Origin of the sequence: Mesorhizobium sp. B2-4-7 (assembly GCF_006442685.1) — a bacterium.
In the GTDB taxonomy this organism is placed as follows: Bacteria; Pseudomonadota; Alphaproteobacteria; order Rhizobiales; family Rhizobiaceae; genus Mesorhizobium.
The window spans coordinates 124179-148482 of sequence record NZ_VFVH01000004.1; the positions used below are offsets into that span (position 1 = coordinate 124179).

The window sequence follows — 24304 nt, forward strand, 5'->3', positions numbered from 1 at the left end:
CCCATGCATCCAGCCTCCTCGGTCGTCTTCTTCACCACCGCCACCGGCGCCGGCTACGGCCTGCTGGCGCTGCTCGGCGTGCTGGCGCCACTTGGCGTCATCGCACCCGATTTCTGGCTGGGCTTCATCGGCATGGGACTGGCGCTCGGGCTGATCACCGCCGGCCTGTTGTCCTCGACCGGACATCTCGGCCGCCCCGAACGCGCCTGGCGTGCGTTCTCGCAATGGCGCAGTTCCTGGCTGTCGCGCGAAGGCGTCGCCTCGGTCGCCACCTTCGTCCCGGCCGGACTGTTCGGCATTGGCTGGGTCATTCTTGGCCGCACCGATGGCTGGGTCGCCGCCGCCGGACTTCTGGCAACGATCGGCGCCGTCATCACCGTCTGCATGACCGGCATGATCTATGCCTCGCTGAAACCCATCGCTCAGTGGCACAGCCCTTACACCTTGCCCGGCTATCTCATTTTCTCGGCGATGAGCGGCAGTGTGCTTCTGGCCGCGCTATGCCAAGGCTTTGCCGTCGGTTCCAAAATGCTTCTGGCAGCCTGCGTACTGCTGACCCTGCTCGGTTGGGCCTGGAAGCTTGCGACCTGGCGGTACAACGACCAATTGGAAATCCCCACCAACGCCAACACCGCAACCGGGCTTGCCGGGGGGACGGTTAGATCGCTGGAATGGCCGCATACCGAGGAAAATTATTTGCTCAAGGAAATGGGTTTTCGCATCGCGCGCAAGCACAGCGCAAAGCTGCGGCGGATCACCCAGCTCCTGGGTTTCGCGCTACCCGCCTTGCTGCTGATTACGGCCTTCGCCTTGCCGTCACCTTTCGCGGCGCTCGCATCGGTGTTCGCCGCGGTCGCACAGTTTGTCGGCATGCTGGTCGAACGTTGGCTGTTCTTCGCCGAAGCGAAGCACACGGTCACTCTCTACTACGGGAAATAGCGGCTTCAGCCGGGTCGCAGCATCGAGCCTGAAATCGCAAAGATGCGGTCCGTGCCGAGCATATAGGCCATCAGCGATTCCAGGCGGAACAGGCCGGCATAGGCGCGGTCGAGCACGTTGAGTGAGCCGGTATAGGCGCCGAAGGCGGGCATGATCATGCGGCCGCCATCGCCGGCGAAGCAGCGCCGCCGCACTGAACGGCCCTGCTGGACGATGCGGGCGCAGGGATGGAGATGGCCCGATATCTCGCCCTCGACGCGCAGCTTCGACGGCTCGTGCCGGAACAGCAACGAGCCGATGGCGAGTTCGCGCACCGTATCGCCCGGCAGGTCGGCCGGCGCCTCCGGGTCATGGTTGCCGGCCACCCAGAACCAGTCGCGGCCCGCCATCAGCGCCTCCAGCCGTTCGCGGAAACTTCGATGCATGCGCTCGGCGCCGCCGCCATCATGGAAGGAATCGCCCAGGCTGATGACGATTGCCGGCTGGTAGTCCGAGATGACGGCCTGCAATCGCAGCAAGGTCGCGCCGGTGTCATAGGGCGGGAGCAGCATGCCGCGCCTTGCCAGCGATGAGCCTTTTTCCAGATGCAGATCGGAAACGGCCAGAAGCTTGAGCTCGGGAAAGTAGAGCACGCCGCGCGGATCGCAGACCGCACGTTCGCCGGCGATGCCGACCAGATCGGCGTCGGCGATCAACGATGCGCGCGCCAGCGAAAAATTCATTCCTCAGCCATCTCCGGCCCCATGGCTTCCTCAACCAGCGTGGCCGCATCCATCAGCAGCGTTTCATCGGCTTCGCCGTGCACCGGCATCTTGCCGATCTCGAGCATGATCGGCACGGCGAGCGGCGATATCTGTTCGAGGTTCTTATGCATGATTCGACCTTGAATGCGCGAGAGCATGTCCGCAAGTCTGCTGACATCGAGCAGGCCCGCCGCCGCGTCCGCGCGCGTCGCCTGGAGCAATATGTGATCCGGCTCATGGCTGCGCAGGACGTCATAAATAAGGTCTGTCGAGACAGTCACCTGACGGCCACTCTTCTCCTTGCCGGGATGACGCTTTTCGATCAGCCCTGAAATCAGCGCGCAATTGCGAAAAGTGCGCTTGAGAAGCCAGCTGTCTGCCAGCCAGGCCTCGAGATCGTCGCCAAGCATGTCCTCATCGAAAAGCGCGCCGAGCGAGGGTTTTCCGGCTTTGAACATCGCCCCCATGTCGCCCAGCGACCAAATGGCCAAGGCATAGTCGGTGGCGACGAAGCCAAGCGGCCTGGCGCCCGTCCTGTCCAGACGGCGGGTAAGCAGCATGCCGAGCGTCTGGTGGGCCAGCCTGCCCTCGAAGGGGTAGGCGACCAGATAGTGGCGGTTGCCGCGCGGAAAGGTCTCGATCAGCAGGTCATCGCGTTTGGGCAGCACCGATTTGTCGGCCTGGAAGCGCAGCCAGTCGGCCACCTGCTCGGGCAGTTTCTTCCACCGCTGCGGATCGTCCAGCATGGCGCGGACCTGTTCGGCGAGATAGGTCGAAAGCGGGAACTTGCCGCCGCCATAGTAAGGCACCTTCGCATCGCTGCCGGGCGCGTTCGAGACGAAGCACTCATTCTCGCGAATGCCTTCGAAGCGAAGAACTTTGCCGGCGAACATGAAGGTGTCGCCATGCGTCAGCGTCTCGAGGAAAGCCTCCTCGATCTTGCCTAAAACCCTGCCGCCGCGCGACACGGAACCCTTGCTGCCGGCCTGGACATAACGCACGTTGAGCGCCGGCACCTCGATGATAGTGCCGACGTTCAGCCTGTATTGCTGGGCCACGCGCGGATTGGATACCCGCCACAATCCCTCCTTGTTGAGGCGGATGCGGGCGTATCGCTCATAGCTCTTCAAGGCGTAGCCACCCGTGGCGACGAAATCGACGACGCGGTCGAATGTCGGCCGACCCAGCCCGGCATAGGGGGCCGCCGAACGCACCTCCTCGTAAAGATCGTCCGCGCGGAACGGTGCGCCGCAAGCACAGCCAAGGACATGTTGCGCCAGCACGTCGAGCCCGCCATCGACCAGTGGAGGCGTATCCTGCGCGCCGAGGTAGTTGGCATCCAGCGCTGCCCGGCATTCGAGCACCTCGAAGCGGTTGGCCGGGATGAGGACGGCTTTGGATGGTTCGTCCATGCGGTGGTTGGCGCGGCCGATGCGCTGCGCCAGCCGGCTCGCTCCCTTGGGTGCGCCGACATGCACGACGAGGTCGACGTCGCCCCAGTCGATGCCGAGGTCGAGCGTCGAGGTGGCGACGATGGCGCGCAGCGCATTGTCGCCCATCGCCTTCTCGACCCGCCGCCGCTGCGCGACATCGAGCGATCCGTGATGCAGCGCGATCGGCAAGGTATCTTCGTTGACGCGCCACAATTCCTGGAACAGCAACTCCGCCTGGCTGCGCGTATTGACGAACAGCAGGGTAGTCTTATGGCGCTTGATCTCGCGGTAGATCTCGGGCGTCGCGTAGCGGGCCGAATGTCCGGCCCAGGGCACGCGCTCCTCCGAATCCAAGATGGATATTTCGGGCTTTGCGCCGCCGGTAACGACGATCAGTTCGGCCATTTCGGGACTTGCCGTATTTTTGGGCGGATTCTGGCCGACCAGCCAGCGGCGCAATTCGTCCGGTTCGGCCACAGTGGCGGACAGTCCAATGGTCTGAAGCTCGGGCATGAACTGGCGCAGGCGCGCCAGACCAAGCGCCAGGAGATGACCCCGCTTCGAAATCACCAGCGAATGCAACTCGTCGAGCACGACATAGCGCAGGTCTTCGAAGAAACGCCTGGCATCGGGTGCCGCGATCAGCAGCGCAAGCTGCTCGGGCGTGGTGAGCAGGATGTCGGGCGGCACCAGCTTCTGCCGCTGGCGCTTGTGCGCCGGCGTGTCGCCGGTGCGGGTCTCGATGGTGAGGGAGAGCCCGATCTCTTCCACCGGTTTGCCGAGGTTGCGCTCGATGTCGACAGCCAGCGCCTTCAGCGGCGAGATGTAGAGCGTGTGGATGCCGCGGCGGGCCTGTCCCGGTTTTCGCCTGGCCCTGACGGCCAGTTCGGTCAGCGAAGGCAGGAACCCGGCCAGCGTCTTGCCGGCGCCGGTCGGTGCAATCAGCAGCACCGACTGCCCTGCTTGAGCCCTCGCCAGCAATTCGATCTGGTGGGCGCGCGGCGACCAGCCTTTCTCGCCAAACCATCTCAGGAATGGCTCGGGCAGGACAACGGCGGCATTCTGGTCGGCAAGGCGCGGCTTCTCTGTCACGCGTCAGAGGTAGCGCGACGGCGTGCGAACGCCAAGAACAATCGGAACAAAAGGTGATCGAGCAGTTTTTCTCTCCCCCGGAAGAAGGGAGGATCGGCGCTATGGCCGCCGGAACTCCGTCGGCCCGCCGTAGAGATAGCCGATGCGGGCGACGGCTTCCTTCAGACCTTCGCGCGATACCAGCATGGTGTGGCCGTTGGCGTGGATCATGGTCTCGGCATCGGTCATGATGGCGACATGGCCTTTCCAGAAAACGAGATCGCCGCGGCGCAGGCCGGAATAATCGGGGCCCGGATCGAGCGGCTCGCCGATGCTCTGCGCCTGCATGTCGGAATCGCGCAGGACATCGGCGCCGGCCATGCGCATCGCCAGTTGCACGAGGCCGGAGCAATCGATGCCGAAGCCGGAGACACCGCCCCAGAGATAAGGGGTGCCAAGGAACGTCTCGGCCACCGAAACATAGTCGGCGGCCACATTACTGAGCGGCCGCAGGTGACCCGCTATGATTGCCTCACCGGAGGGCAGGACGGCATAGTGGGTGCCGCGCGTTTCGGCGGACCCGGTCACCGTGACGGTGGACCCCATCGACAGCTGTCCCGCGATCGGAAGGCGCAGATCCGGGCCGGGATAGAGGAAAGTTCGGGGCACGGAGACGATATGGGTGAGCGCATGATCCCGCCCGCCCAACATGGCGTCGGCGACATAGCCGACATAACCGTCCCGTTCGGCCTGGATCCAGGCCCAGCCCTCTCTGTCCTCGAAAACGAGCACGTCATCGCCGAACAGGGCTTGCGTGTTGACACCAGCGTCTGGACGCGGAGCCTTGCGGATATCGGCAACCGGGATCGAAATCCGCGCCGGCCGGCCGGCGACAAAGCGGTCGGCAGCGACCTCTCCTTTCAATCTCGCATCGGCAAGATCGGGCCGAAAGGCGTGGAGGCGGGCATCCCTGGCGGTCAAATTAGTTCATCCATTGAGACGGCTGGTCATCAGATAGGCAGCTCTTGTGCCTTGGCGATGATACCATCGCCGAAGCGCTCGACAAAGAGGGCGCCTTCGACCGTGCGCTTGATCAGCACGTTGCGCTTGTCGAGTTCGTCGCGATGGCGCGACACCAGTTTGAGCGCGCCCATCGTGTCTAGCGCCCTGGTGATGACCGGCTTGGTGACGTTGAGACGGGCAGCCAGCCCGCGCACCGTGTGCGGCGGCGGATCAAGATAGATGGTGAACAGGATAGCCGTCTGGCGCATGGTGAGGTCGGGCGCGTCGTCGCGCACCTGCGACAGCATCACTTGCTGCCACAGTCGCAAGGCCTGGCTCGGGCGCATCGAAATCGACATCGCACGATAATGACGGCAAATTGTTTCGGTTCCGTTTCAGTTTCGGCAACCTGCCGGCCCTGAAAGTCGCCGCCACATCAGCCAAAACGCTTCGAGATGACGCGCTCCAGTGCCCGGATGCCTTGCGCCTCGCCGCCGGCAGGTCCGTGCGGACGATCGGCGGGGTTCCAGGCGAATATGTCGAAATGCGCCCAGCTTGCCGTCTTCTCGACAAAGCGCTTGAGAAACAGCGCCGCGGTGATGGAACCGGCGAACCCATCCGTGGTGACATTGTTGATGTCGGCGATCTTCGACGACAGCTTCGCATCATAGGGCCGCCACAGCGGCATGCGCCACAGCGGATCCTCGACCGCCAGCGAGGCTGTCGTCAGTTCCGAGGCTAGTGCCTCGTCGCTGGTGTAGAAGGGCGGCAGGTCCGGACCTAGCGCGACACGAGCAGCCCCGGTGAGCGTCGCCATGTCGACAAGCAATTGCGGCTCCTCCTCGTCGGCCAGCGCCAGCGCATCGCCCAGAACCAGTCTTCCCTCGGCATCGGTGTTGCCAATCTCGACTGACATGCCCTTGCGGCTCGCCAACACGTCGCCAGGCCTGAAGGCGTTGCCGGCGATCGAATTCTCGACGGCCGGGATCAGCACGCGCAGCCGCACGTGCAATCCGGAGGCCATGATCATCGAGGCCAGACCCAGCACATTGGCGGCGCCCCCCATGTCCTTCTTCATCAACAGCATGCCGGAAGACGGCTTGATATCGAGGCCGCCAGTGTCGAAACAGACCCCCTTGCCGACCAACGTCACTTTCGGCGCGCTCCTTGACCCCCAGCCCATGTCGATAAGGCGCGGCGCACTGGACGAAGCCCGACCGACGGCATGGATCATCGGGAAATTCTGCTTGATGAGATCGTCGCCCTTGATGACCGACACCTCGGCCTTGTGAATTTCGGCCAGGGCTCGAACCGCCTTCTCCAGCTCGTCCGGCCCCATGTCGCTGGTCGGCGTGTTGACAAGATCGCGCGTCAGGAAGACGCCTTCGACGATGCGGCGAACGCGTTTTGCCTCTACGCCGGCCGGTAATTCGAAGCGCAGCGCCTTGCCCGGTTTCTTGCCATAGCGGGTAAAGACATAGCCGCCGAGGGCCAGCGCGATCGCCGCCAGCTCCGGCTCGGCCGGCGCGGAGGCGAAATGCCAGTCGCCCTCCGCCAGGCTTTTCGCCAGCGCGCCGACGGCCAGCGCGCCCTCGCCGTCGCCAATGCCGAACAAGGCACCGCCGAGCGCGCCGTTTTCCGCAGGCACGATGAGCGTCCTGCCCGCTTCGCCGGAGAAGCTGTTAGCCCTGGCCCACGCCACGGCAGATGACGCCAGACCGGCCGTTTCCAGACCGTCCTTGGCCACCAGATGGACAGGAAGCGGGTTGTTCAGCTTGCTCTCGACCAGTTCCACTGACATTCGATGTTCTCCTGCCGACGTCCGTCGATTCAGCGCTTCTTAACTGTCCGTTAGGGTTAACAGAATATTTCTTCGAGAGGGAAGATGGTCACGCAATGGCCGCGCGCATGAATGGAGGCCCAGGGTGCCGATGCCGACGAACCGCACGACGAACGCCACCGGAAAGCGGCTCATCACCACGGCCTTCATGCTCGCGCTGGCCGCAGGCGTTGCCGGCTGCGGGACCGACAAGATCAGCACAGGCTCGATCGGACGCACCAGCGGCAAGCCGCTGGAGACGATGTCGGCGGGAGAATTGCACAATGCGACGGCAGCGCTTGGCCAGTCCTATTCCAGGAATCCCAACGATAAGCGGATAGCGACCAACTTCGCTGCGGCGCTGCAGATGGATGGCGATGCCGACCAGTCGCTTGCCGTGATGCGCAAGCTGGCGATCGCCTATCCCAAGGATCGCGACGTGCTTGCCGCCTACGGCAAGGCGCTGGCCGCCAACGGCCAGTTCGAGGCGGCGCTTGATGCCGTGCGCCGGGCGCAGACGCCGGAATATCCCGACTGGAGGCTGGTGTCGGCGGAAGCGGCCATTCTCGACCAGCTCAGCCAGAAGGACGACGCGCGCCAGCTCTACCGCAAGGCGCTGGAGCTCAAGCCGAACGAACCTTCGGTGCTTTCCAACCTTGGCATGTCCTATGTGCTGGGAGGCGACCTGCGCACCGCCGAAACCTATATGCGCTCGGCCGCACAGCAGCCGAATGCCGACAGCCGCGTGCGCCAGAACCTGGCGCTGGTCGTCGGCCTGCAGGGCCGCTTCGACGAAGCCGAGAAGATCGCCTCGCAGGAGCTGTCACCCGAACAGGCGCAGGCCAATGTCGCTTATCTCAGGCAGATGCTGGCTCAGCAAAATGCCTGGAGCCAGCTCAAGGATCAGGACAAGGCGAAAGCCGCAACCAACTGAGCGGCACGCGGCCACCGAACCCTGCATAAGAGAACCGCGCTGCGTCAGCCGCGCGGTTTTTCTTTGGATCGGTCAGATTCACCTACTGGCTGCTGGTTTCGTGCGCCTGGCCGAAGATGCCGCGCTGGCTGACCTGGATGCCGGCAGGGCCGAGGATGATGGCGAACAGCACCGGCAGGAAAAACAGGATCATCGGCACGGTGAGCTTGGGCGGCAAGGCGGCGGCCTTCTTCTCGGCAGCGTTCATGCGTTGGTCCCGGCTTTCACCCGCGAGCACGCGCAACGCATGCGCCACAGGGGTGCCGTAACGCTCGGCCTGGACGAGTGCCTGCGACACCGACTTGACGGATTCCAGGCCGGTGCGGCTGGCGAGGTTCTCATAGGCCTGCTTGCGCTCCTGCAGATAAGAGAGCTCGGCGTTCGTCAGGATGAATTCTTCCGCAAGGGCCACCGATTGGGCGCCGATCTCGTCGGCGACCTTGCGCAATGCCGCTTCCACCGACATGCCAGATTCGACGCAAATCAGCATCAGGTCAAGCGCGTCCGGCCATGCCATCTGGATCGATTGCTTGCGCTTGGTGGCGCGGTTGTTGACATAGACGACCGGTGCGTAGAAGCCGCCATAGGCAACGAGGACGCAGACGAACAGCCGGATGAACAATGGCTGCTGCGGCAGTCCTCCGAGCACGAATATGTAGATCACGCCCAGTGCGAAGCCGACAAACGGAAGCACGAGGCGGAAGAAGAGAAACCGCGTCAGCGGGTTCTGTCCACGGAAACCGGCAACCTTGAGCTTCTGCAAGGTACCCTCGTCGGCGAGGGCGCGCCGCAGGTCGAGCCTGTCGACGATGTTGCGCATGCCGATCGACTGTTCTTCGCGCAGGCCCTTGCGGCGGCGATCCGCCTCGCTTGCAAGCCGCGCGCGCTGCTTGGCGCGCAATTCGTCGCGTTCCAGCGCGACCGACTTCATGCGCGCCTTGAGCTGGTTTCCGCCAAATGCCGGCAGCAAGGTGAAGACCGTCGCGAACACGGCAATGCCGACCAGCAGCGCGATCAGGAGGCCGGGATCCGTCAGTGATTTGACGACTTGTTCGGTCATGCCGCGGCCCTAGACTTCGAAGTTCATCATCTTGCGCATCACGAAGATGCCGATCGACATCCAGACGGCCGAAACCCCCAGGATCAGGTTACCGATGCTCGTGGTGAACAGCGGCATCAGGTAGTTGGGGCTGGAGAGATAGACGAGAAACGCGACGATGAAAGGCAGCGCGCCGATGATGGCGGCGGACGCCTTGGCTTCCATCGACAGCGCCTGGACCTTGGCCTTCATCTTCTTGCGGTCGCGAAGCACGCGCGAAAGATTGCCCAGCGCCTCGGAGAGATTGCCGCCGGCCTGCGACTGGATCTGAATGACGATGCCGAAAAAGCTCGCCTCGGTGCATGGCATGGTTTCGGGCATGCGCAAGGTGGCATCCGGGATCGACAGGCCCATCTGCTGCGAATCGACGATGCGGCGAAACTCGGCCTTGACGGGCTCGGGAGATTCATTGGCGATCAGGCGCACCGCATCGTTCAGCGGCAGGCCGGATTTGACCGCGCGCACGATGATGTCGAGCGCGTTGGGAAATTCGTTGAGGAATGCCTTGACCCGCCGCGCGCGGCGAAATGAGACGAACCAGCGCGGCAGGCCGAGCGCACCGGCCAGCAGCACGCCAGGCAAAACAAAAAGCGGCGCCCCCACCACGAAGGCGATGATCGTCAGGGCAAGGCCGCAAATGGCGGAATAGATATAGAAGCGTTCGATGGAAACCTTCAGGCCGGCTTGGCGCAGTTGGGCCTTCAGCGGCGGTTTCTTGACCGCGCTGTCCTTGGATTTCTGCTTCTCGTCGAGTTCCTTCAAGGAATCCTGGACCGACTTGCGTCTTTTGGCCGCCTCCGCCACGCGATCGCGCGAGGCCTTGACGACGGAGCGATCCGTCTCCGCGGTCTTGATCGTTTCCAGCCGCTTACCGGCCTGCTTTTCGTTGCTGATCCGGGTGAACAGGAATGCATAGGCGACCGCGCCGGCGCTGAAGCCGGCGAGCACGACAAACGCCAATACGGTGCCGTCAATTCCAAACATCGATCAGAACCCTTACGCCTGCAGCAGCGTCAGTCAGCGCGTTTCTCCATCGCCTCAAGCGCTATTGCGAGGCGCTGCTCCTCGCCATAGTAACGGGCGCGGTCCCAGAAATGGGGGCGACCGATGCCGGTCGATACATGCTCTCCCAGCAGCCGCCCATTCGCGTCCTCGCCCTTGATGTTGTAGAGGACGATGTCCTGCGTGATGATGACGTCGCCTTCCATTCCGATCACCTCGGTGATGTGAGTGATGCGGCGCGACCCGTCGCGCAGGCGTGCCGCCTGGATAATCACGTCGATGGAGCCGACGACGATTTCGCGCACGGTCTTCTGCGGCAGCGAAAAACCGCCCATTGCGATCATGGATTCGATACGATTCAGGCATTCGCGCGGGCTGTTCGAGTGGATCGTTCCCATCGAGCCGTCATGGCCGGTGTTCATCGCCTGCAGAAGGTCGAACACTTCGGGTCCGCGCACTTCGCCGACGATGATGCGCTCGGGCCGCATGCGCAGGCAGTTCTTGACCAGATCCCGCATCGTCACCTCGCCTTCCCCTTCGAGGTTGGGCGGGCGGGTTTCCAGACGGACAACATGCGGCTGCTGTAGTTGCAGTTCGGCCGAGTCCTCGCAGGTGATGACGCGTTCCTCGCGATCGATGTAGTTGGTCAGGCAGTTGAGGAGCGTCGTCTTGCCCGAGCCGGTGCCGCCGGAGATGACGATGTTGCAGCGAACTCGGCCGATGATCTTGAGAACCTCGGCTCCTTGCGGCGAGATGGCGCCGAACTTCACCAGCTGATCGAGCGTCAGCTTGTCCTTCTTGAATTTGCGGATGGTGAGCGCGGTGCCGTCGATGGCGAGCGGCGGCGCGATGACGTTGACGCGGGAGCCGTCGGGAAGACGCGCATCGCAGATCGGGCTGGATTCATCGACGCGGCGGCCGACCTGGCTGACGATGCGCTGGCAGATGTTGAGAAGCTGCTGGTTGTCACGAAAACGAATGCCGGTCTGTTCGACCTTGCCGTTGACTTCGATGTAGACGTTCTTGGAGCCGTTGACCATGATGTCGGCGATGTCGTCGCGGGCGAGCAATGGCTCGAGCGGCCCATAGCCAAGCACGTCGTTGCAGATATCCTCGAGCAGTTCTTCCTGTTCGGCGATCGACATCGCGAAATTCTTGATCGCGATGATGTCGTTGACGATGTCGCGGATTTCCTCGCGCGCGCTTTCGGGATCGAGCTTGGCGAGTTGCGACAGGTCGATCGTGTCGATCAGGGCGGCGAAGACCTGGCTCTTGGTGTCGTAATAGGTTTCGCTCTTTTCGCGCGCCGCCCGCTTCGGCTCCGGAGCTATCGGCGGCGCCTCGACCGCGCGGCGGGCCGGCGGTGCAACAGGAGCGCTCGACGCAGGTGCGGCCGCCGGCCTCGCAAGAACCGCCGTATCGGCCGAATCCGCGACGGCTGGCGCGGTCGGCGCCGGTGCCGGCTGGCGGAATTCCGGCTTGAACCGGTTGCCGTCGTCGCTGCCTCTCTTACCAAACATGATCGACTACCGATTCCACTGAAGAAGCATCATTTCTTGTTGCGCGAAAGTTTGCCGAGCAGATTTCCGAGACCCGCTTTTTTCTTCACCCGGATTTCGCTGCGACCGGTCAGCACATGGGCAATTTCGTTGATCGTGGCGACAACCGGGTTCTTGGCGTCCATTTCACCAAGCATACGTCCGTTGTTGGCGGCATTGCCGAACAGCAGCGGGTCAAAGCCGATGATCGCCATCGCGGCCAGGCCGAGCGGCTCGGCGAAATCGGACGGGGAAATCTCCGGACGTTTGGGCACGCCGGCCTGATTGATGATGAGTTTGGGCGGCGAGTCGTTGGGACGAAGCCGTTTGAGCATGTCGACCAAATTCTTGGTATTGCGCAAATTGGCCAGTTCCGGCGTCGCCGTGATGACGATTTCATCGGCCTTGATCAGGGTGTTCTTGGTCCAACCCGTCCAGACATGGGGAACGTCGAGCACCAGGAGCGGCACGGTGCGCTGCGCGGTGTCGACAAGCTGCGTAAAGGCGTCGGGATCGAAATCATAGACGCGTTCGAGCGTCGAGGGCGCGGCGAGCAGCGAAAGGTGTTCGGCGCACTGGGTCAGCAGCCGGTCGAGATAGACTTCATCGATGCGCTCGGGCGAAAACACCGCTTCGGCGATACCTTGCGCAGGATCCTGGTCGAAATTGATGTTGGCCGTGCCGAAAGCGAGGTCGAGGTCTGCGACGACCACCTCGGATTTGAACAGGGAGGACATCGCCCAAGCCACGTTGTGGGCGATGGTGGAAGAGCCGACGCCACCCTTGGCGCCGACGAAGGCGATCGAGCGGCCGAGCGGCTCGGCTTCCGGATCGACAAAGATCGACGATATGACGCTGACGATGTCGGCCATCGACACCGGCGCGATGACATATTCGGAAATGCCGGAGCGGATGAGCTCGCGATAGAGGCCGACATCGTTGTAGTGGCCGATTACCACCACTTTGGAAGACGGGTCGCAATATTCCGAGAGCTGCGCGAGCTGTTCCAGCAACTGCTTGGGTTCGCTGCGCGACTCCAGCAGGATCAGGTTCGGCGTCGGCGCCGACTGGTAGAATTCGATGGCGGTGGGGACGCCGCCCATATGGACCTTGAGATGGGCCTTGGTCATGCGGCGGTCCTCGCCGGCGCGCTCGACTGGATTGGCGACACCCTCGGTCTCGCAGAATGCCTGGATCGAGATGCGCGGAACCGGCCGCAGCGCCTGCATCACGGCGATGTCCTGCGGCGAGGTCTCACCGCCGTCCACGGGGGTGTCATAGGCAAGATTGCTCATGGTCATCTTTCCGTGACTTCTCTTTTCCTTAGGGCGCGGCTCAGTACGTCACTTCAGAATTGCCGAGGAACTCGTCCGAAATACCCCTGCTGCGGTAGACATCGATCACCGCGCCACGATTTTCCGCGTCGATGGTGGTCTGCTTGCGCGGCCCGATCAGGTCGGCCGGATTGGCCATCTGGGCGGCGAGATTGTTTTGATAGGAGCAGCCGAAATCGGCATAGTGTTTGTTCTCAGACGTCTCCAGCAGGTCATCTGGCCATCGTCCGCATTTATCGGTCTGGGCCTTCACCGCGATGTAGGCGACGCGGATCGGGGCGGATGTCTCGCTCGAGGCAGCCTGATAGGAGACGACCACGATCCGGTTGCGCTTGACGCCAGATGCAATCGCGAGCCGGGCGAAATCGCGCGCAGCGGCGGCGGCGGCGATCTCGTTGGCCGAGCCGCTCGGAACCTGGATCGTCAGCGTCGGGGCAGCACTCTTGTCATAGCCGTCGAGGAAACCCAGGAGCGTATCGCGCTGCGAACCGGTCATGCCGCGGTCACCCGCACCGACAGGTAGATCTATCTTTTGGTTCTTCTCGGCGATCACGATCGGATGGTTGGTGCGGTAGTCGTCTGGAATGGCGCCGACGGTGACACTGTCGCGCTGGGCGCAGCCGGCCAGCAATGCCGCCACCGCCACCGCCAGGGCAGGAATGGCGCGCCGGAGAATTCGCGAACGGCCGGAGCGCGTGGTCATGGCGATGGTCCTTGCCTGCAATGCTGACTGAGACATGTCCGCTTCCTCGTTCACTTGTAGATGAAGCCGACGACGCCGTGATAACGGCCGCTGGGCTTGTCCGTCTGCATTGTGCCGTAGACGCGATTGACTCGGCCCAGGAACATACCGGCGCCATCGCTGGCGGCGTTGAAATTGTCGTCAGGTTTGGCGAGGTCGTTTCGTGCCACCGGTTTCACCAGATAGGGCGTGATGATGATCACCAGTTCGGTCTCGTTGCGCACGAAGTCTCTGCTTCGGAACAGTGTGCCGAGCACCGGGATCTTTGTCAGCCCGGGCAGGCCGGCGACAGCCTGCCTGACGTCATCGCGGACGAGGCCGGCGATCATCATCGAACCACCTGACGGCAATTCGACGGTCGTGTCGGCAAGTCTCTTGCGGATAGACAACAGCGTGGTTCCGGGCAACCTGCCTGCAGCTTCCAGCGTGGTGGCGCCTTCGGCAGTAGGCTCCGACACGGACGTCCGGACCTTGAGGCTGATCCGACCGGCCGACAGCACAACCGGTTGGAACTCCAGGCCGATGCCGTATTCAAGTTTGTCGTTGGTGTATGTGACCTGCCCTGTCTTGTTCTCGTCCGAAACATTGTTCGTACGGCTGGTGATGAGATTGAACTCGCCACCGACCCTGAATGTTGCCTTCTCACCCGACACGGCGGTGAGGGTCGGCTCCGCCAGCGTCTTCATGACGCCACCTTGCTCCATTGCGTTTAGATACGCCTGAAGCGCCGAGGTGCCGATCGAAGCTCCCGAGAATTGCGAGAGCGGTTTCCCAAGCCCGTATGCCGGGGTGCTCATCGCGTCATAGCTGATGCCGTTGCTACCGCCGCTGCCCACCATGTTGACGCCAAGCTGCTTCATCACGGAGCGGCTGACTTCGGCGACCGTCACCTTGAGCGTGACCTGGTCGTCGCCGATGATCTGCAAAAGATTGACGATTTTCGAGACGCGGCGTTCCTGGTCCGGATTGTTGATGTCGACACCACTCTGGGCCGAGCCGCCGGCCGCGGTCTGCGAATATTGTCCCGTCGTCGCTTCACCGCCCGAGACGAAGATCGTCGCCAGGTCGACGGCGCGTTTGGCGTCCAGCGGCGTGTCGACGGTTCCCGTCAGGACGACGTTGTCGTTCAGCAGTTCGACCTTGATGGACGATGTCGGGATGAAGCGCTTGATATAATCCTCCAGGCCTGCGACGTCGCGTTCGACGGCCAGATCGAGGCTGACGATCTGTTCGCCATTCGGCCCGAACACAAAGATGTTGGTCTCGCCAACCGCCTTGCCGAACAGGTAGATGCGCCTCGCGGTGCGGGTCACCGCATCGGCGACGGTCGGATTGGCGACAAGAATGTCGTAGGCATCACTCGGCAGGTCGATGACCACCGACTTGTTGAGGCCGAGCTTGACGCGCTGGGTGGCCGCCGAAGCCGAAACCTGTGCACTCTTGGCCTCGACAACGCTCTGCACGTTTGTCCCAATGAGCAGCAGGCCGAAAGCCCCTGCCATGATCGCCGGCAGTTTACCGCTTAGCCTCATTTCCTTGCCCCCACTTCGGAAACTTCGCCCGACTTGATCAGCCTGACCGTTCCCTTGCGGCCATTGCCGGAAACGAGATAGTCGGCCTCATCCAAATTCTTTTCCTGGGTGTCCGTGATCGCGCGCAGCGCGAGCGTCAGGCGATCCGCCATCTGCTGGGCGACGGTGATGATCTCCGCCTGCTTGGGCGTCAGTTCCAGCGTGGCGGTCTGGCCCACCCTGGTCTTCTTGCCTTCCTCGTCCTCCTGGATGGTCTGGTCGATCGCCAGGACGCGGATGTTCTTGAGGATGGTTTCGGTGTTGAAGCCGGAGCCGCCGCTGTTGGCATCGGCCCGGCGGGTCATAATGACGTCGACGAAATCATTCGGAAGGATGAAGCCGCCGGCAGAGGTGTCGGCCGATATCGTCGTGGCGACCGCCCGCATGCCGGAGGGCAGGATCGACGACATGAAGCTTTGCCCCTCGCCGATCAGCTTGGAACGCCGCACCGGCTCGCCCGCGTACATCGGCACACGGGCTATGGACCCCTTCAGTTTCTCCAGGGCGTCGGGAGCAGTGGCCTTGGTGATGAAATTGGCGTTGATGCCGTCGACCGGCCAGGATTGCCAGGCAATGTTGTTCTCGAGCTGGCTGCCCATGGTGACATCACCCGACAGGACAAGCACGTCCTGCAATGCCACGGCGGGAGCCGCTGGACCGGACTCGACGATCTGCGGTGGCGGCGCGGCGACCATGTTCTTCGCGACATAGCCAGCACCACCCGCCGCGGCGACCGCCACGCTCAGAATAATCAATCGGGATGCTGGCATCTGTCCGAACCCTCGCCTTGGCAAACCACCTAGCCAGGCCGGACTTTGCAGCGGCAATCGTCAAAACAAGGTTAATGTAATGCTTACGATCGTGATTAATTTAAGGTTTACATAAATTAGCTGTATTGCGCAGCCACGGACAAACAGCCAGCCCCGCTCCGCGGAGCCAGCCGCAACACAGCCAAGGAATGATCGGTAAGGTCAGGCCGCCAGCCTGGCCAGCGCCCAGACCATCAGGGGCGAATCCGGGTAGGTCAGCAATCCGCCCAAACCGAGCGCGATGCCGTAGGGAACCCCGGTCGTCTCGTCCGCGAAGTGACGCAGGAACGGATTGCGGCCGGTAAAAACCGCAAGCGGCGACTTCCGGTAGACGAGAATGGCAAGCGTCAGCAAGCCGCCTATGAAGGTCGAGACCACGAGATACTCGACGAGCTGGATGTTGAGTCCCATCCACACGGCGGTCGCGGCCAGCAGCTTGGCATCACCGCCGCCCATGCCGCCCATTGCAAAGAGGCCGAACGTTGCGGCAAGAACCAGCGCGCCGGCGGCGAAATGCCAGCCATAGGCCGCCCATTCCATGCCGGTCAGCGGCGCAACCAGCGCGAAGACGACGACGAGCAGCACCGGCACGCGATTGGCGATCGTCATCGACAGCATGTCGGAGATCGCGGCGAACAGCATGCAGAACGGGAAGACGACGAAGATCAGGGCTTCAAGCATCGGCGCTATGCCTATTATCGGATTAAGCCGCACTCAATCTAAGCATGTTCGATTAACGATTGATGAGGCCCAGGGCAAAAAGACATTGAATAGAACAAGGGCCGCCAGGTGGCGGCCCTTGTCCAGAACGCAATCCGAGCGCTCAATATACTTGACGTCGTTCAGGGCGTCGGGACGTTGTTCAGGGACGTTCCGATAGCTTCGAACTTGGCGTTGATGGCGTTGCCAAGCGCGCCGGCGCCGACGATGATGGCGAGCGCGATGAGGGCGGCGATCAGACCATATTCGATAGCGGTCGCGCCGGATTCGTCCTTTACGAAACGTGCAATGAGATTAGACATTCGAGAGCTCCTACTCCACGTGTTACAGCACTTCCGTCAACTTCTGTGATGGTTGATCGGATGCTGCCAATCTACGGAGAAGCTCTTTCGATCGACTTAATAAACAGCCTTACCGATTCCTTTCCCGGTTGGAACATATTGCGTGGTTAACTATGGGCTAAGCGCCGGCCGAGGCGCAATTCCCAGGCAAGCAGCCGCAAAAGAAACAGCTCCGCGGCGCGTATGACGATCGCGGCATATGGCGCCCGGGCCTGCTTAACCGTTGGTTCACCAATCTCGTTCATGTTCCGTTGAACAGTCCGCCCGCCTGGAGCGCGTCAATGGCCGAGCCGAAATCGTCGATCCTGATTGCCGTGCTTCTTGCCGCCGTGAGCTTTGTCATGCCCGCCAGGGCCGACACCGGCATCGAGGTCACCATGAACCAGGCCAAGATCGTCAAACTGTCGCGCCCCGCCGACACGATCGTGGTCGGCAACCCGGCAATCGCCGACGCGTCCGTGCAGGACGCCTCGACGATCGTGCTGACTGGCAAGGGCTTCGGCGTCACCAACCTCGTCGTCCTCGACCAGGATGGCAGCCCGATCATCGATGAACAGATCACCGTCGTGCGGCAGGCGGCCTCGTCGGTGCGCATCTACCGGCGCGCTGAAGTTCAGACCATGTCCTGCACGCCCTATTGCGAAAGCTCCTACAAGAGCGAAGCCGAAAAATCCTCAGAAGCCGAGATGAGCGTCAGCCGGTAGGCACGCGGTCCAGGTTAGCGGGTGGTTAAGGCGCCCGCGGCGACTTTAACGATCATTCAAACCGGACTTCAACTGGTTTGCACTAGTACACCTGCCGAGACCGTCTGGGGATGGGCAGGATCAGAGCATGAGCATCGAATTCGTCTCGACAAGCGACCGCAAGGCAAGACGGGCACGGCTTTTCGCACGCTTCGCCGGCGACCGCCGCGGCAGTACGGCACTGGAATTCGCGCTGCTCGCATTGCCGTTCGCGGTTCTTGTCTTCGCCATCCTGGAAAGCTGCATCTCATTTGCCGGCCAGGAAGTTATGGCCAACATCACCGACGACATCGCGCGCAAATTGCGCACCGGGCAGTTGAGACCGGCCGACGTCGCCGGGGACAAGTTGAAGACCATGATCTGCGACAAACTGAAGATCATCGTCTCGCAGGATTGCCCAAATCAGCTGGACGTGGACCTTCGCGCATATACCACGTTCGCCGACGCGGCCACGGCCAGCTTCAAGATCGAGAATGGCGAGATCATCTTGATGCAAGGCGCCAACTCGCAGCCCTTCGCGACCACGCCGGGCCTGGCAGAATCGAAGAACATGCTGCGGGTCTTCTACAAATGGCCCGTCATGACCGATCTTCTGGCTCAGTCGATGGGCGGTAACAAGACACTGCATTTTGCATCGGTGACCTGGCAGAACGAGCCATTCGACAACTGAGTTCGCGGCGAAAGCAAAGCCAAGAAAAAGGGACGGGCATGATGCGTGCGGGGGCACATCCAGAAATTGCAGGACGCTGGGGGAAGTGGGTCGGTTTCATACGCGATCGCCGTGGCATCGCGGCGGTCGAGTTCGCTCTCATCGTGCCAATCCTGCTGATCATGTATTTCATCACCATGGAGGCTTCGCAGGCCATCGAGACCAGCAAGAAGGTCAGCCGCATCGGCAGCATGGTCGCGGATCTGGTCACGCAGCAGCCGACCATCGTCAAGGCGGATCTGGATGCCATCATGAAGATCGGCACCTCCACCTTGCAGCCGTACAATCGCTCGAAGCCGGATATCACCATCACGGCAATACAGGTCACAACCGACACGCCGCCCAGGGTGAACGTGGTGTGGTCGCGCAAGGTGGTCAATGGTGCTTACAGTATCGGCACCGCCCTGCCCGCAACCACTACGGTTCCGGCAACGCTCAGGGTCGCAGGCACCTTTCTCATTCGTGTCGAAAGCAAACTTGGTTACAAACCGATCATCACCTGGTCCGCAGACAGCTCACAGACGGCCGGATTGACGACGGTCTTCAACAACATATCGATGGGCGAGACCTATTATCTGCGTCCGCGCAGAAGCCTGACGATCCCCTGCGGCGACTGCTGACGACCCTATCGCCGCACGCCACCGTCCGACACCAGACGCACGATGGCGTGCGCCATCTCGTAATCCTTGGGAACCACGGTGGCGAAACCGCCGGAATGCCTCGATTCCAGCAGGTCGTAGATGTCGGGCGTCGTCGATTTGAGATTGGTCAGGAAAACCGCCAACCGGCGCTTGGCTTCCGGGTCGAGATCGCTACGCACCGCGTGAGGACCGTATCTCAGCAAACCCGACGTCCATACGACTTGAAGGGCGGTCGCCGAAAGCCCGGCGGCTTCGAGCCTTGCCTGCGTGCCCGATAGTCTTGGCTCGCCGTCGGCCGCCGCCGTCGCCCAGCCGAACAAGGCATCGGCCTGGCCATCGACCAGCATTCCTTCCGCGGCCGAGGCGGAATCGGCGCGAACCAGAAACGATGCATCCTCTGCGATCTTGACGTGCTCGGCGGCCAGTCCGGCCAATGGCAAAAGAGAACCAATGCTGTCCGCCGGCGGCATGGCGATCCGGTGGGTTTCCATCGCCGCCAGGCTGGGCACCTTGCCTTCCTTCGTCAGCAGCACGGCGCGGATGCCGACCGCGCCATCGGAATCGACCGGAGCCACGAGCGGTTCGACGCACTCGCAGCGTCTTGACGCCGTTGCGTAGGCGGTCGCCGAGTAGACGGCATATTCGATGCGGGCATTGGCCTGCGCATCGATCAGCGCGGCATAGTCGCGGGCAACGACGAACTCCACCTTCATGCCCAGCGCGTTGGTAAAGGCCTCGGTCAACCGCGCCAGGCCTGGAACGGTGTTGGCTGCGCCGGGTTCGGCGACGATGCCGATGCGAAACGTGCCGATATCGTCACGCCAGTCGGCGCGCGCCGAGCCGGACCAGACCGCGCCTTGCGCGATCATGAGAGCGGCGCATGCCTTCAGGGCAGCTTTCATGGGAGACCCGGTCCTGCGATCCGTCAGTGAATTGGTTCCGGACTATCGCGCCGAGCGGTTGCCGTTTGGTTTCCGAATTGCCAATGCCGCCGTGGAACCCTATGTCTGGATGCTCAAACCGGCAACAATGTTCTCATGGCGCGTGCTTTCCTCTTCGTCCTGGATTCCTTCGGCATAGGCGGCGCCGCCGACGCCGAACGCTACGGCGATGCCGGTGCCAACACCTTCGCCCATATCACCGAGGCCTGTGCGGAAGGCCGCGCCGATCGTGAAGGACTTCGCCAGGGACCGTTGTTTGTTCCCAACATGGCGTCGCTCGGACTTGGCAAGGCTGCCGAGACCGCGACGGGGCTGGGCTTTGCCTCTTTCGGGACGGATCTCGTCGCCAATGCCTTCCACGGTGCCGCCCAGGAGGTTTCGAGCGGCAAGGACACGCCATCCGGCCATTGGGAGATAGCCGGCCTGCCGGTGCGTTTCGACTGGGGCTACTTTCCCGACACGGTCCCGGCCTTTCCCTCCGAACTGACCGAGGCCATCATCCGCGAAGGCAAGGTGCCGGGCATTCTCGGCAACTGCCACGCGCCTGGCACCGAGATCATCGAACGGTTCGGTGAGGAGCACGTCCGCACGGGCAAGCCAATCTGCTACACCTCCGTGGACTCAGTCCTGCAAGTCGCCGCGCACGAGGTCCATTTCGGCCTGGAGCGGCTCTACGAATTCTGCAAGGTGGTGCGTCGCCTGGTTGATCCGTTGAGGATCGGAAGGGTGATCGCGCGACCGTTCGTCGGCGAGACGGCAGCCACTTTCGAGCGGACCTACAATCGACACGACTACGCCGTGCCGCCACCCGAGCCGACATTGCTCGACCGGCTGACGGCGCGTGGCAGCCGCGTCATCGCCGTCGGCAAGATCGGCGACATCTTTGCCCATCGGGGGATTTCGGAAGTGCGCAAGGCCGCGGGCAACATGGCCATGTTCGACCAGGCGCTTGATGCAATGGATGCGGCCCGCGACGGCGATCTCGTCTTCGCCAATTTCGTCGATTTCGACACCGAGTTCGGCCATCGCCGCGATGTTGCAGGTTATGCCGCCGCGCTCGAGGCCTTCGACCGGCGACTGCCGGAAGCATTCGCGAGATTGCGACAGGGCGATCTGCTGATCCTGACGGCCGACCATGGCAACGACCCGACCTGGCGCGGCACCGACCACACACGCGAACGCATTCCGGTGATCGGCATCGGACCAGGTCTGACGGGCGGCGACATCGGGCTGAGAACGACATTCTGCGACATTGGTGAAACCGTGGCCGAACATCTCGGGTTGGCGCACGGCCGCTACGGCACTTCCTTTTACCCGGATATGGGCGGCCATGCCTGAATTGCCCGAGGTCGAGACGGTCCGGCGCGGGCTGGAGCCGGTTCTGGAGGGTGCCCGCATCATCCGCGCCGAGGCACGCCGGCCGGACCTGCGTTTTCCATTCCCCGAAAAATTCGCCGAGCGGCTGACCGGCAAGACGATCACGGCGCTCGGACGCCGAGCCAAATATCTGACGATGGATCTCGAAGGCGGTCCCGCCCTGATCTGCCATCTCGGCATGTCGGGCTCGTTTCGCATCGAGACGGCCGACGCTGCCGAAATGCCCGGCGTGTTCCATCACGAGCGGTCGAAGAGTTCGACGCACGACCATGTCATCTTCGACGTCGCCTCTCGGGACGGCACCCGCTCGCGCGTGGTTTTCAACGATCCGCGTCGCTTCGGCTTCATGCTGTTTTGCGAAGGGCCGCCGGACACCCATCCGATGCTGGCGGGGCTCGGCGTCGAACCCACCGGCAATGCGCTTGACGGAGTGCTGCTGGCCTCACTGCTGAAGGGCCGGAAATCGCCGCTGAAGGCCGCTCTTCTCGACCAGAGATTGATAGCCGGGCTCGGCAACATCTATGTCTCGGAGGCGCTATGGCGCGCCGGGCTGTCGCCGCTGCGCGAGGCGGGCACGATAGCCAAAGCCGGCAAGAAAGCGGGTGAGCAAAGCCGGGGGCTTGCCGTGGCGGTCCGCTCGGTCATCGCAGATGCCATTGCGGCCGGCGGATCGTCGCTGCGCGACTACATGCAGACCGACGGTTCGCTGGGCTATTTCCAGCACTCCTTCGCGGTGTATGACCGGGAGGGCGAACCCTGCTCCAAGCCTGGCTGCGGCGGCCATATCGAGCGCATCACGCAGAGCGGCCGCTCGACCTTCTATTGCCGGACCTGTCAGCGGTGAGTTAGATCGATCTTCAATTGCCTGGAAGAGGAGCCGAAGCCATGGCCTATGAAACGATCGTCGTTGAAACCAGGGGCAAGGTCGGGCTGATCACCTTGAACCGGCCGAAGGCGCTCAACGCGCTGAATTCCCAGGTCATGGCGGAATTGGTGGCCGCGGTAAACGTGTTCGGGGCAGATGACGGCATCGGCGCGATGGTCGTCACTGGTTCCGAGAAGGCCTTCGCCGCAGGCGCCGATATCAAGGAAATGCTGTCGATTTCCTACGTCGATGCCTACATCAAGGACTTTTTCGTCGGCTGGGAAGAGTTGACCCGGGCGCGCAAGCCGATCATCGCGGCGGTGGCGGGCTATGCGCTGGGCGGCGGCTGCGAACTGGCGATGATGTGCGACTTCATCATCGCCGCCGACACGGCAAAATTCGGCCAGCCCGAAATCACGCTCGGCGTCATTCCCGGCATGGGCGGCTCACAACGCCTGACCCGGTTCGTCGGCAAGTCGAAGGCGATGGACATGTGCCTGACCGGGCGGATGATGGATGCCGCGGAGGCCGAGCGTTCCGGGCTGGTCTCGCGCGTCGTGCCTGCCGGCGAGCTTGTCGAGGAGGCCGTCAAGGCGGCGGCCAAGATCGCCGATTTTTCGCTGCCGTCGGTGATGATGGCAAAGGAAGCCGTCAACCGAGCCTATGAAACGACGCTCGCCGAGGGGCTGCGGTTCGAACGTCGACTGTTCCATTCGCTGTTTGCGCTCGACGACCAGAAGGAAGGCATGGCGGCCTTCGCCGAGAAGCGCAAGCCGAATTTCACCAATCGCTGACAGCGCACCTCCGGGGCGCGAAATGCTTCGGCGTGGCTGAAAAAATGCTCCGGCGCGACGACAGCCAAAAAGAACGCCAGCCAGCGTTGACGCGCCGGGAAAGCTGAACTATAAGCCGCACCAACCGAGGCGGCCCTGTGGCTGCCCGTTTGTTTTTTGTGCCCTGCGGCATGCCGCATGCGCCGACCAGATCAGAAGAGAGGCATCATGGCCAATACATCCTCGGCCAAAAAGGCAACGCGCAAGATCGTCCGCCGCGCGGCGATCAACAAAAACCGCCGCTCGCGCGTCCGCACTTATGTGCGCCAGGTCGAGGAGGCGCTCGCCTCCGGCGACAAGGCCGCCGCGCAGGCGGCTTTCAAGGCCGCTGAGCCGGAATTGATGCGCGCCGCGACAAAGGGCGTGATGCACAAGAACACCGCGGCCCGCAAGGTTTCGCGGCTGGCCCAGCGCCTCAAGGTGCTGTCGGCCTGACGTCCCTTTCCGGACTGATCTTCTGAGAACCCGGCCGATAGTGCCGGGTTTTTTCGTTTGCCGGCAAGCACTTAAAAAGAATACTCGGAAACGGTGTCGAAAGCGGAGTTTGCGGTCCGAAATGCTTTGCCGGCATATGCGTGCCGGCTGATGGTCCAGATACTTGGAAAGTGTCGGCTAAAAAATTCCCCCTCCGCAGAAATAATCAATATTTCCCAGCTAGTTACAGATAGTCATCCACACGTTGTCCACAGCGCGGCGAAGCGCCAGGAGAACAACTGGCTGTCAAGCGATTTATTTCACAAAATTTCGCGCCAGCCCGGCTTTTTCATATTCGCCGGAAAAGGGTTTGAATCACAATGGCTTTGTCAAACTATAGTGCTGCCGCATGGCGCTTCGGCGCGCCGGACCTAACCAGATTCCTTAAAAATCCGTTAGACGTGGCCTTGCCCTATCCACAGCGATTTCGGTAATGTCGGTCCATCGAAAGGGATGGGCCGGGTGGCCCTGACCCAGCCTGAATGGGCCAGCTTAAATTGGCGGGGTTTGTGGCGCGGATCAAGTCCGCGGACAGGTTTGGTTTGCTCTTTTTCGATACGGTAGGGGACTGGCGTAACTATACAT

General features: G+C 62.4%; 24 protein-coding genes. 9 read left to right on the top strand and 15 right to left on the bottom strand.

What is annotated here, in order from left to right; all coding sequences use genetic code 11:
• The first annotated feature begins 3 nt into the window (after positions 1-3).
• Positions 4-939: a DmsC/YnfH family molybdoenzyme membrane anchor subunit gene (locus tag FJ946_RS13825; protein WP_140564829.1), complete on the top strand. Its 936-nt coding sequence runs from the start codon at positions 4-6 to the stop codon at positions 937-939.
• Positions 940-944: 5 nt separating this feature from the next.
• Here the strand turns inward: FJ946_RS13825 and pdeM are convergent, their stop codons facing one another.
• From pdeM to FJ946_RS13850, 5 genes are all read right to left on the bottom strand, one after another.
• Positions 945-1661, bottom strand: a complete 717-nt coding sequence (gene pdeM / locus FJ946_RS13830; RefSeq protein ID WP_140496693.1) for a ligase-associated DNA damage response endonuclease PdeM — start codon at positions 1659-1661, stop codon at positions 945-947.
• Positions 1658-4207, bottom strand: a complete 2550-nt coding sequence (locus tag FJ946_RS13835; protein ID WP_140564831.1) for a ligase-associated DNA damage response DEXH box helicase — start codon at positions 4205-4207, stop codon at positions 1658-1660. Before FJ946_RS13835 ends, pdeM begins: the two co-directional genes overlap by 4 nt.
• Before the next feature lie 99 nt (positions 4208-4306).
• Positions 4307-5167 carry an NlpC/P60 family protein gene (locus tag FJ946_RS13840; RefSeq protein WP_140523910.1) on the bottom strand — a complete coding sequence of 287 codons (861 nt, stop codon included), beginning with the start codon at positions 5165-5167 and terminating at the stop codon, positions 4307-4309.
• Between the two features lie 29 nt (positions 5168-5196).
• On the bottom strand, positions 5197-5547 hold the full coding sequence (locus FJ946_RS13845; protein WP_140513216.1) for a MarR family winged helix-turn-helix transcriptional regulator: 351 nt from the start codon (positions 5545-5547) through the stop codon (positions 5197-5199).
• 77 nt (positions 5548-5624) lie between these two features.
• Positions 5625-6989, bottom strand: coding sequence for a leucyl aminopeptidase family protein (locus FJ946_RS13850; protein ID WP_140564832.1), 1365 nt, complete (start codon positions 6987-6989; stop codon positions 5625-5627).
• A 130-nt stretch (positions 6990-7119) separates the two neighbouring features.
• On the opposite strand from FJ946_RS13850, the gene FJ946_RS13855 reads away from it, so the two are divergent.
• Positions 7120-7941: a tetratricopeptide repeat protein gene (locus tag FJ946_RS13855; protein WP_140564834.1), complete on the top strand. Its 822-nt coding sequence runs from the start codon at positions 7120-7122 to the stop codon at positions 7939-7941.
• 82 nt (positions 7942-8023) lie between these two features.
• On the opposite strand, the gene FJ946_RS13860 is transcribed toward FJ946_RS13855, so the two are convergent.
• From FJ946_RS13860 to FJ946_RS13900, 9 genes are all read right to left on the bottom strand, one after another.
• Positions 8024-9040, bottom strand: coding sequence for a type II secretion system F family protein (locus tag FJ946_RS13860; RefSeq protein ID WP_140496706.1), 1017 nt, complete (start codon positions 9038-9040; stop codon positions 8024-8026).
• Between the two features lie 9 nt (positions 9041-9049).
• Positions 9050-10063, bottom strand: a complete 1014-nt coding sequence (locus FJ946_RS13865; RefSeq protein WP_140496708.1) for a type II secretion system F family protein — start codon at positions 10061-10063, stop codon at positions 9050-9052.
• Positions 10064-10092: 29 nt separating this feature from the next.
• Positions 10093-11601, bottom strand: a complete 1509-nt coding sequence (locus FJ946_RS13870) for a CpaF family protein (protein ID WP_140496710.1) — start codon at positions 11599-11601, stop codon at positions 10093-10095.
• Positions 11602-11630: 29 nt separating this feature from the next.
• Positions 11631-12914: a CpaE family protein gene (locus tag FJ946_RS13875; protein ID WP_181167618.1), complete on the bottom strand. Its 1284-nt coding sequence runs from the start codon at positions 12912-12914 to the stop codon at positions 11631-11633.
• A gap of 40 nt (positions 12915-12954) precedes the next feature.
• Entirely contained in the window at positions 12955-13692 is a 738-nt protein-coding gene (locus FJ946_RS13880) for a CpaD family pilus assembly protein (RefSeq protein WP_140564837.1), read from the bottom strand.
• 14 nt (positions 13693-13706) lie between these two features.
• Positions 13707-15227, bottom strand: a complete 1521-nt coding sequence (locus FJ946_RS13885; RefSeq protein ID WP_140564839.1) for a type II and III secretion system protein family protein — start codon at positions 15225-15227, stop codon at positions 13707-13709.
• Complete coding sequence (gene cpaB / locus FJ946_RS13890; RefSeq protein ID WP_140523901.1) at positions 15224-16036, bottom strand: Flp pilus assembly protein CpaB; 813 nt, start codon at positions 16034-16036, stop codon at positions 15224-15226. Before cpaB ends, FJ946_RS13885 begins: the two co-directional genes overlap by 4 nt.
• Before the next feature lie 201 nt (positions 16037-16237).
• Positions 16238-16756 (bottom strand): prepilin peptidase, encoded by a 519-nt coding sequence (locus FJ946_RS13895; protein ID WP_140513204.1) that lies wholly within the window; start codon positions 16754-16756, stop codon positions 16238-16240.
• Positions 16757-16917: 161 nt separating this feature from the next.
• The gene (locus FJ946_RS13900) at positions 16918-17097 is read right to left on the bottom strand and encodes a Flp family type IVb pilin (protein ID WP_140496730.1); all 180 of its coding nucleotides are present in this window, start codon (positions 17095-17097) and stop codon (positions 16918-16920) included.
• A gap of 320 nt (positions 17098-17417) precedes the next feature.
• Between FJ946_RS13900 and FJ946_RS13905 the strand changes: the two genes are divergently transcribed.
• From FJ946_RS13905 to FJ946_RS13915, 3 genes are all read left to right on the top strand, one after another.
• Positions 17418-17840 (top strand): pilus assembly protein N-terminal domain-containing protein, encoded by a 423-nt coding sequence (locus FJ946_RS13905; protein ID WP_140496732.1) that lies wholly within the window; start codon positions 17418-17420, stop codon positions 17838-17840.
• A gap of 127 nt (positions 17841-17967) precedes the next feature.
• Positions 17968-18549 (top strand): TadE/TadG family type IV pilus assembly protein, encoded by a 582-nt coding sequence (locus FJ946_RS13910; RefSeq protein ID WP_140513202.1) that lies wholly within the window; start codon positions 17968-17970, stop codon positions 18547-18549.
• Positions 18550-18587: 38 nt separating this feature from the next.
• On the top strand, positions 18588-19208 hold the full coding sequence (locus tag FJ946_RS13915) for a TadE/TadG family type IV pilus assembly protein (protein ID WP_140523898.1): 621 nt from the start codon (positions 18588-18590) through the stop codon (positions 19206-19208).
• A 5-nt stretch (positions 19209-19213) separates the two neighbouring features.
• Here the strand turns inward: FJ946_RS13915 and FJ946_RS13920 are convergent, their stop codons facing one another.
• Positions 19214-20131, bottom strand: a complete 918-nt coding sequence (locus tag FJ946_RS13920) for a PhnD/SsuA/transferrin family substrate-binding protein (RefSeq protein ID WP_140560883.1) — start codon at positions 20129-20131, stop codon at positions 19214-19216.
• 135 nt (positions 20132-20266) lie between these two features.
• On the opposite strand from FJ946_RS13920, the gene FJ946_RS13925 reads away from it, so the two are divergent.
• The 4 genes from FJ946_RS13925 to rpsT all read left to right on the top strand — a co-directional run bounded on the left by FJ946_RS13925 (position 20267) and on the right by rpsT (position 23680).
• Positions 20267-21508 carry a phosphopentomutase gene (locus FJ946_RS13925; protein WP_140560884.1) on the top strand — a complete coding sequence of 414 codons (1242 nt, stop codon included), beginning with the start codon at positions 20267-20269 and terminating at the stop codon, positions 21506-21508.
• Positions 21501-22391, top strand: coding sequence for a bifunctional DNA-formamidopyrimidine glycosylase/DNA-(apurinic or apyrimidinic site) lyase (mutM, locus tag FJ946_RS13930; RefSeq protein WP_140496743.1), 891 nt, complete (start codon positions 21501-21503; stop codon positions 22389-22391). Before FJ946_RS13925 ends, mutM begins: the two co-directional genes overlap by 8 nt.
• A gap of 41 nt (positions 22392-22432) precedes the next feature.
• On the top strand, positions 22433-23206 hold the full coding sequence (locus FJ946_RS13935; protein ID WP_140564841.1) for an enoyl-CoA hydratase: 774 nt from the start codon (positions 22433-22435) through the stop codon (positions 23204-23206).
• A 207-nt stretch (positions 23207-23413) separates the two neighbouring features.
• Positions 23414-23680: a 30S ribosomal protein S20 gene (gene rpsT / locus FJ946_RS13940; RefSeq protein WP_140564842.1), complete on the top strand. Its 267-nt coding sequence runs from the start codon at positions 23414-23416 to the stop codon at positions 23678-23680.
• The last annotated feature ends 624 nt before the right edge of the window (positions 23681-24304 follow it).

Excerpts from the sequence above, each read along its gene's own strand:
- FJ946_RS13825 (WP_140564829.1), top strand. The coding sequence starts at position 4 with ATGCATCCAGCCTCCTCGGTCGTCTTCTTCACCACCGCCACCGGCGCC.
- pdeM (WP_140496693.1), bottom strand. The coding sequence starts at position 1,661 with ATGAATTTTTCGCTGGCGCGCGCATCGTTGATCGCCGACGCCGATCTG.
- FJ946_RS13845 (WP_140513216.1), bottom strand. The coding sequence starts at position 5,547 with ATGTCGATTTCGATGCGCCCGAGCCAGGCCTTGCGACTGTGGCAGCAA.
- FJ946_RS13850 (WP_140564832.1), bottom strand. The coding sequence starts at position 6,989 with ATGTCAGTGGAACTGGTCGAGAGCAAGCTGAACAACCCGCTTCCTGTC.
- FJ946_RS13855 (WP_140564834.1), top strand. The coding sequence starts at position 7,120 with ATGCCGACGAACCGCACGACGAACGCCACCGGAAAGCGGCTCATCACC.
- FJ946_RS13860 (WP_140496706.1), bottom strand. The coding sequence starts at position 9,040 with ATGACCGAACAAGTCGTCAAATCACTGACGGATCCCGGCCTCCTGATC.
- FJ946_RS13865 (WP_140496708.1), bottom strand. The coding sequence starts at position 10,063 with ATGTTTGGAATTGACGGCACCGTATTGGCGTTTGTCGTGCTCGCCGGC.
- FJ946_RS13870 (WP_140496710.1), bottom strand. The coding sequence starts at position 11,601 with ATGTTTGGTAAGAGAGGCAGCGACGACGGCAACCGGTTCAAGCCGGAA.
- FJ946_RS13875 (WP_181167618.1), bottom strand. The coding sequence starts at position 12,914 with ATGAGCAATCTTGCCTATGACACCCCCGTGGACGGCGGTGAGACCTCG.
- FJ946_RS13880 (WP_140564837.1), bottom strand. The coding sequence starts at position 13,692 with ATGTCTCAGTCAGCATTGCAGGCAAGGACCATCGCCATGACCACGCGC.
- FJ946_RS13885 (WP_140564839.1), bottom strand. The coding sequence starts at position 15,227 with ATGAGGCTAAGCGGTAAACTGCCGGCGATCATGGCAGGGGCTTTCGGC.
- cpaB (WP_140523901.1), bottom strand. The coding sequence starts at position 16,036 with ATGCCAGCATCCCGATTGATTATTCTGAGCGTGGCGGTCGCCGCGGCG.
- FJ946_RS13895 (WP_140513204.1), bottom strand. The coding sequence starts at position 16,756 with ATGCTTGAAGCCCTGATCTTCGTCGTCTTCCCGTTCTGCATGCTGTTC.
- FJ946_RS13900 (WP_140496730.1), bottom strand. The coding sequence starts at position 17,097 with ATGTCTAATCTCATTGCACGTTTCGTAAAGGACGAATCCGGCGCGACC.
- FJ946_RS13905 (WP_140496732.1), top strand. The coding sequence starts at position 17,418 with ATGGCCGAGCCGAAATCGTCGATCCTGATTGCCGTGCTTCTTGCCGCC.
- FJ946_RS13910 (WP_140513202.1), top strand. The coding sequence starts at position 17,968 with ATGAGCATCGAATTCGTCTCGACAAGCGACCGCAAGGCAAGACGGGCA.
- FJ946_RS13915 (WP_140523898.1), top strand. The coding sequence starts at position 18,588 with ATGATGCGTGCGGGGGCACATCCAGAAATTGCAGGACGCTGGGGGAAG.
- FJ946_RS13920 (WP_140560883.1), bottom strand. The coding sequence starts at position 20,131 with ATGAAAGCTGCCCTGAAGGCATGCGCCGCTCTCATGATCGCGCAAGGC.
- FJ946_RS13925 (WP_140560884.1), top strand. The coding sequence starts at position 20,267 with ATGGCGCGTGCTTTCCTCTTCGTCCTGGATTCCTTCGGCATAGGCGGC.
- mutM (WP_140496743.1), top strand. The coding sequence starts at position 21,501 with ATGCCTGAATTGCCCGAGGTCGAGACGGTCCGGCGCGGGCTGGAGCCG.
- FJ946_RS13935 (WP_140564841.1), top strand. The coding sequence starts at position 22,433 with ATGGCCTATGAAACGATCGTCGTTGAAACCAGGGGCAAGGTCGGGCTG.
- rpsT (WP_140564842.1), top strand. The coding sequence starts at position 23,414 with ATGGCCAATACATCCTCGGCCAAAAAGGCAACGCGCAAGATCGTCCGC.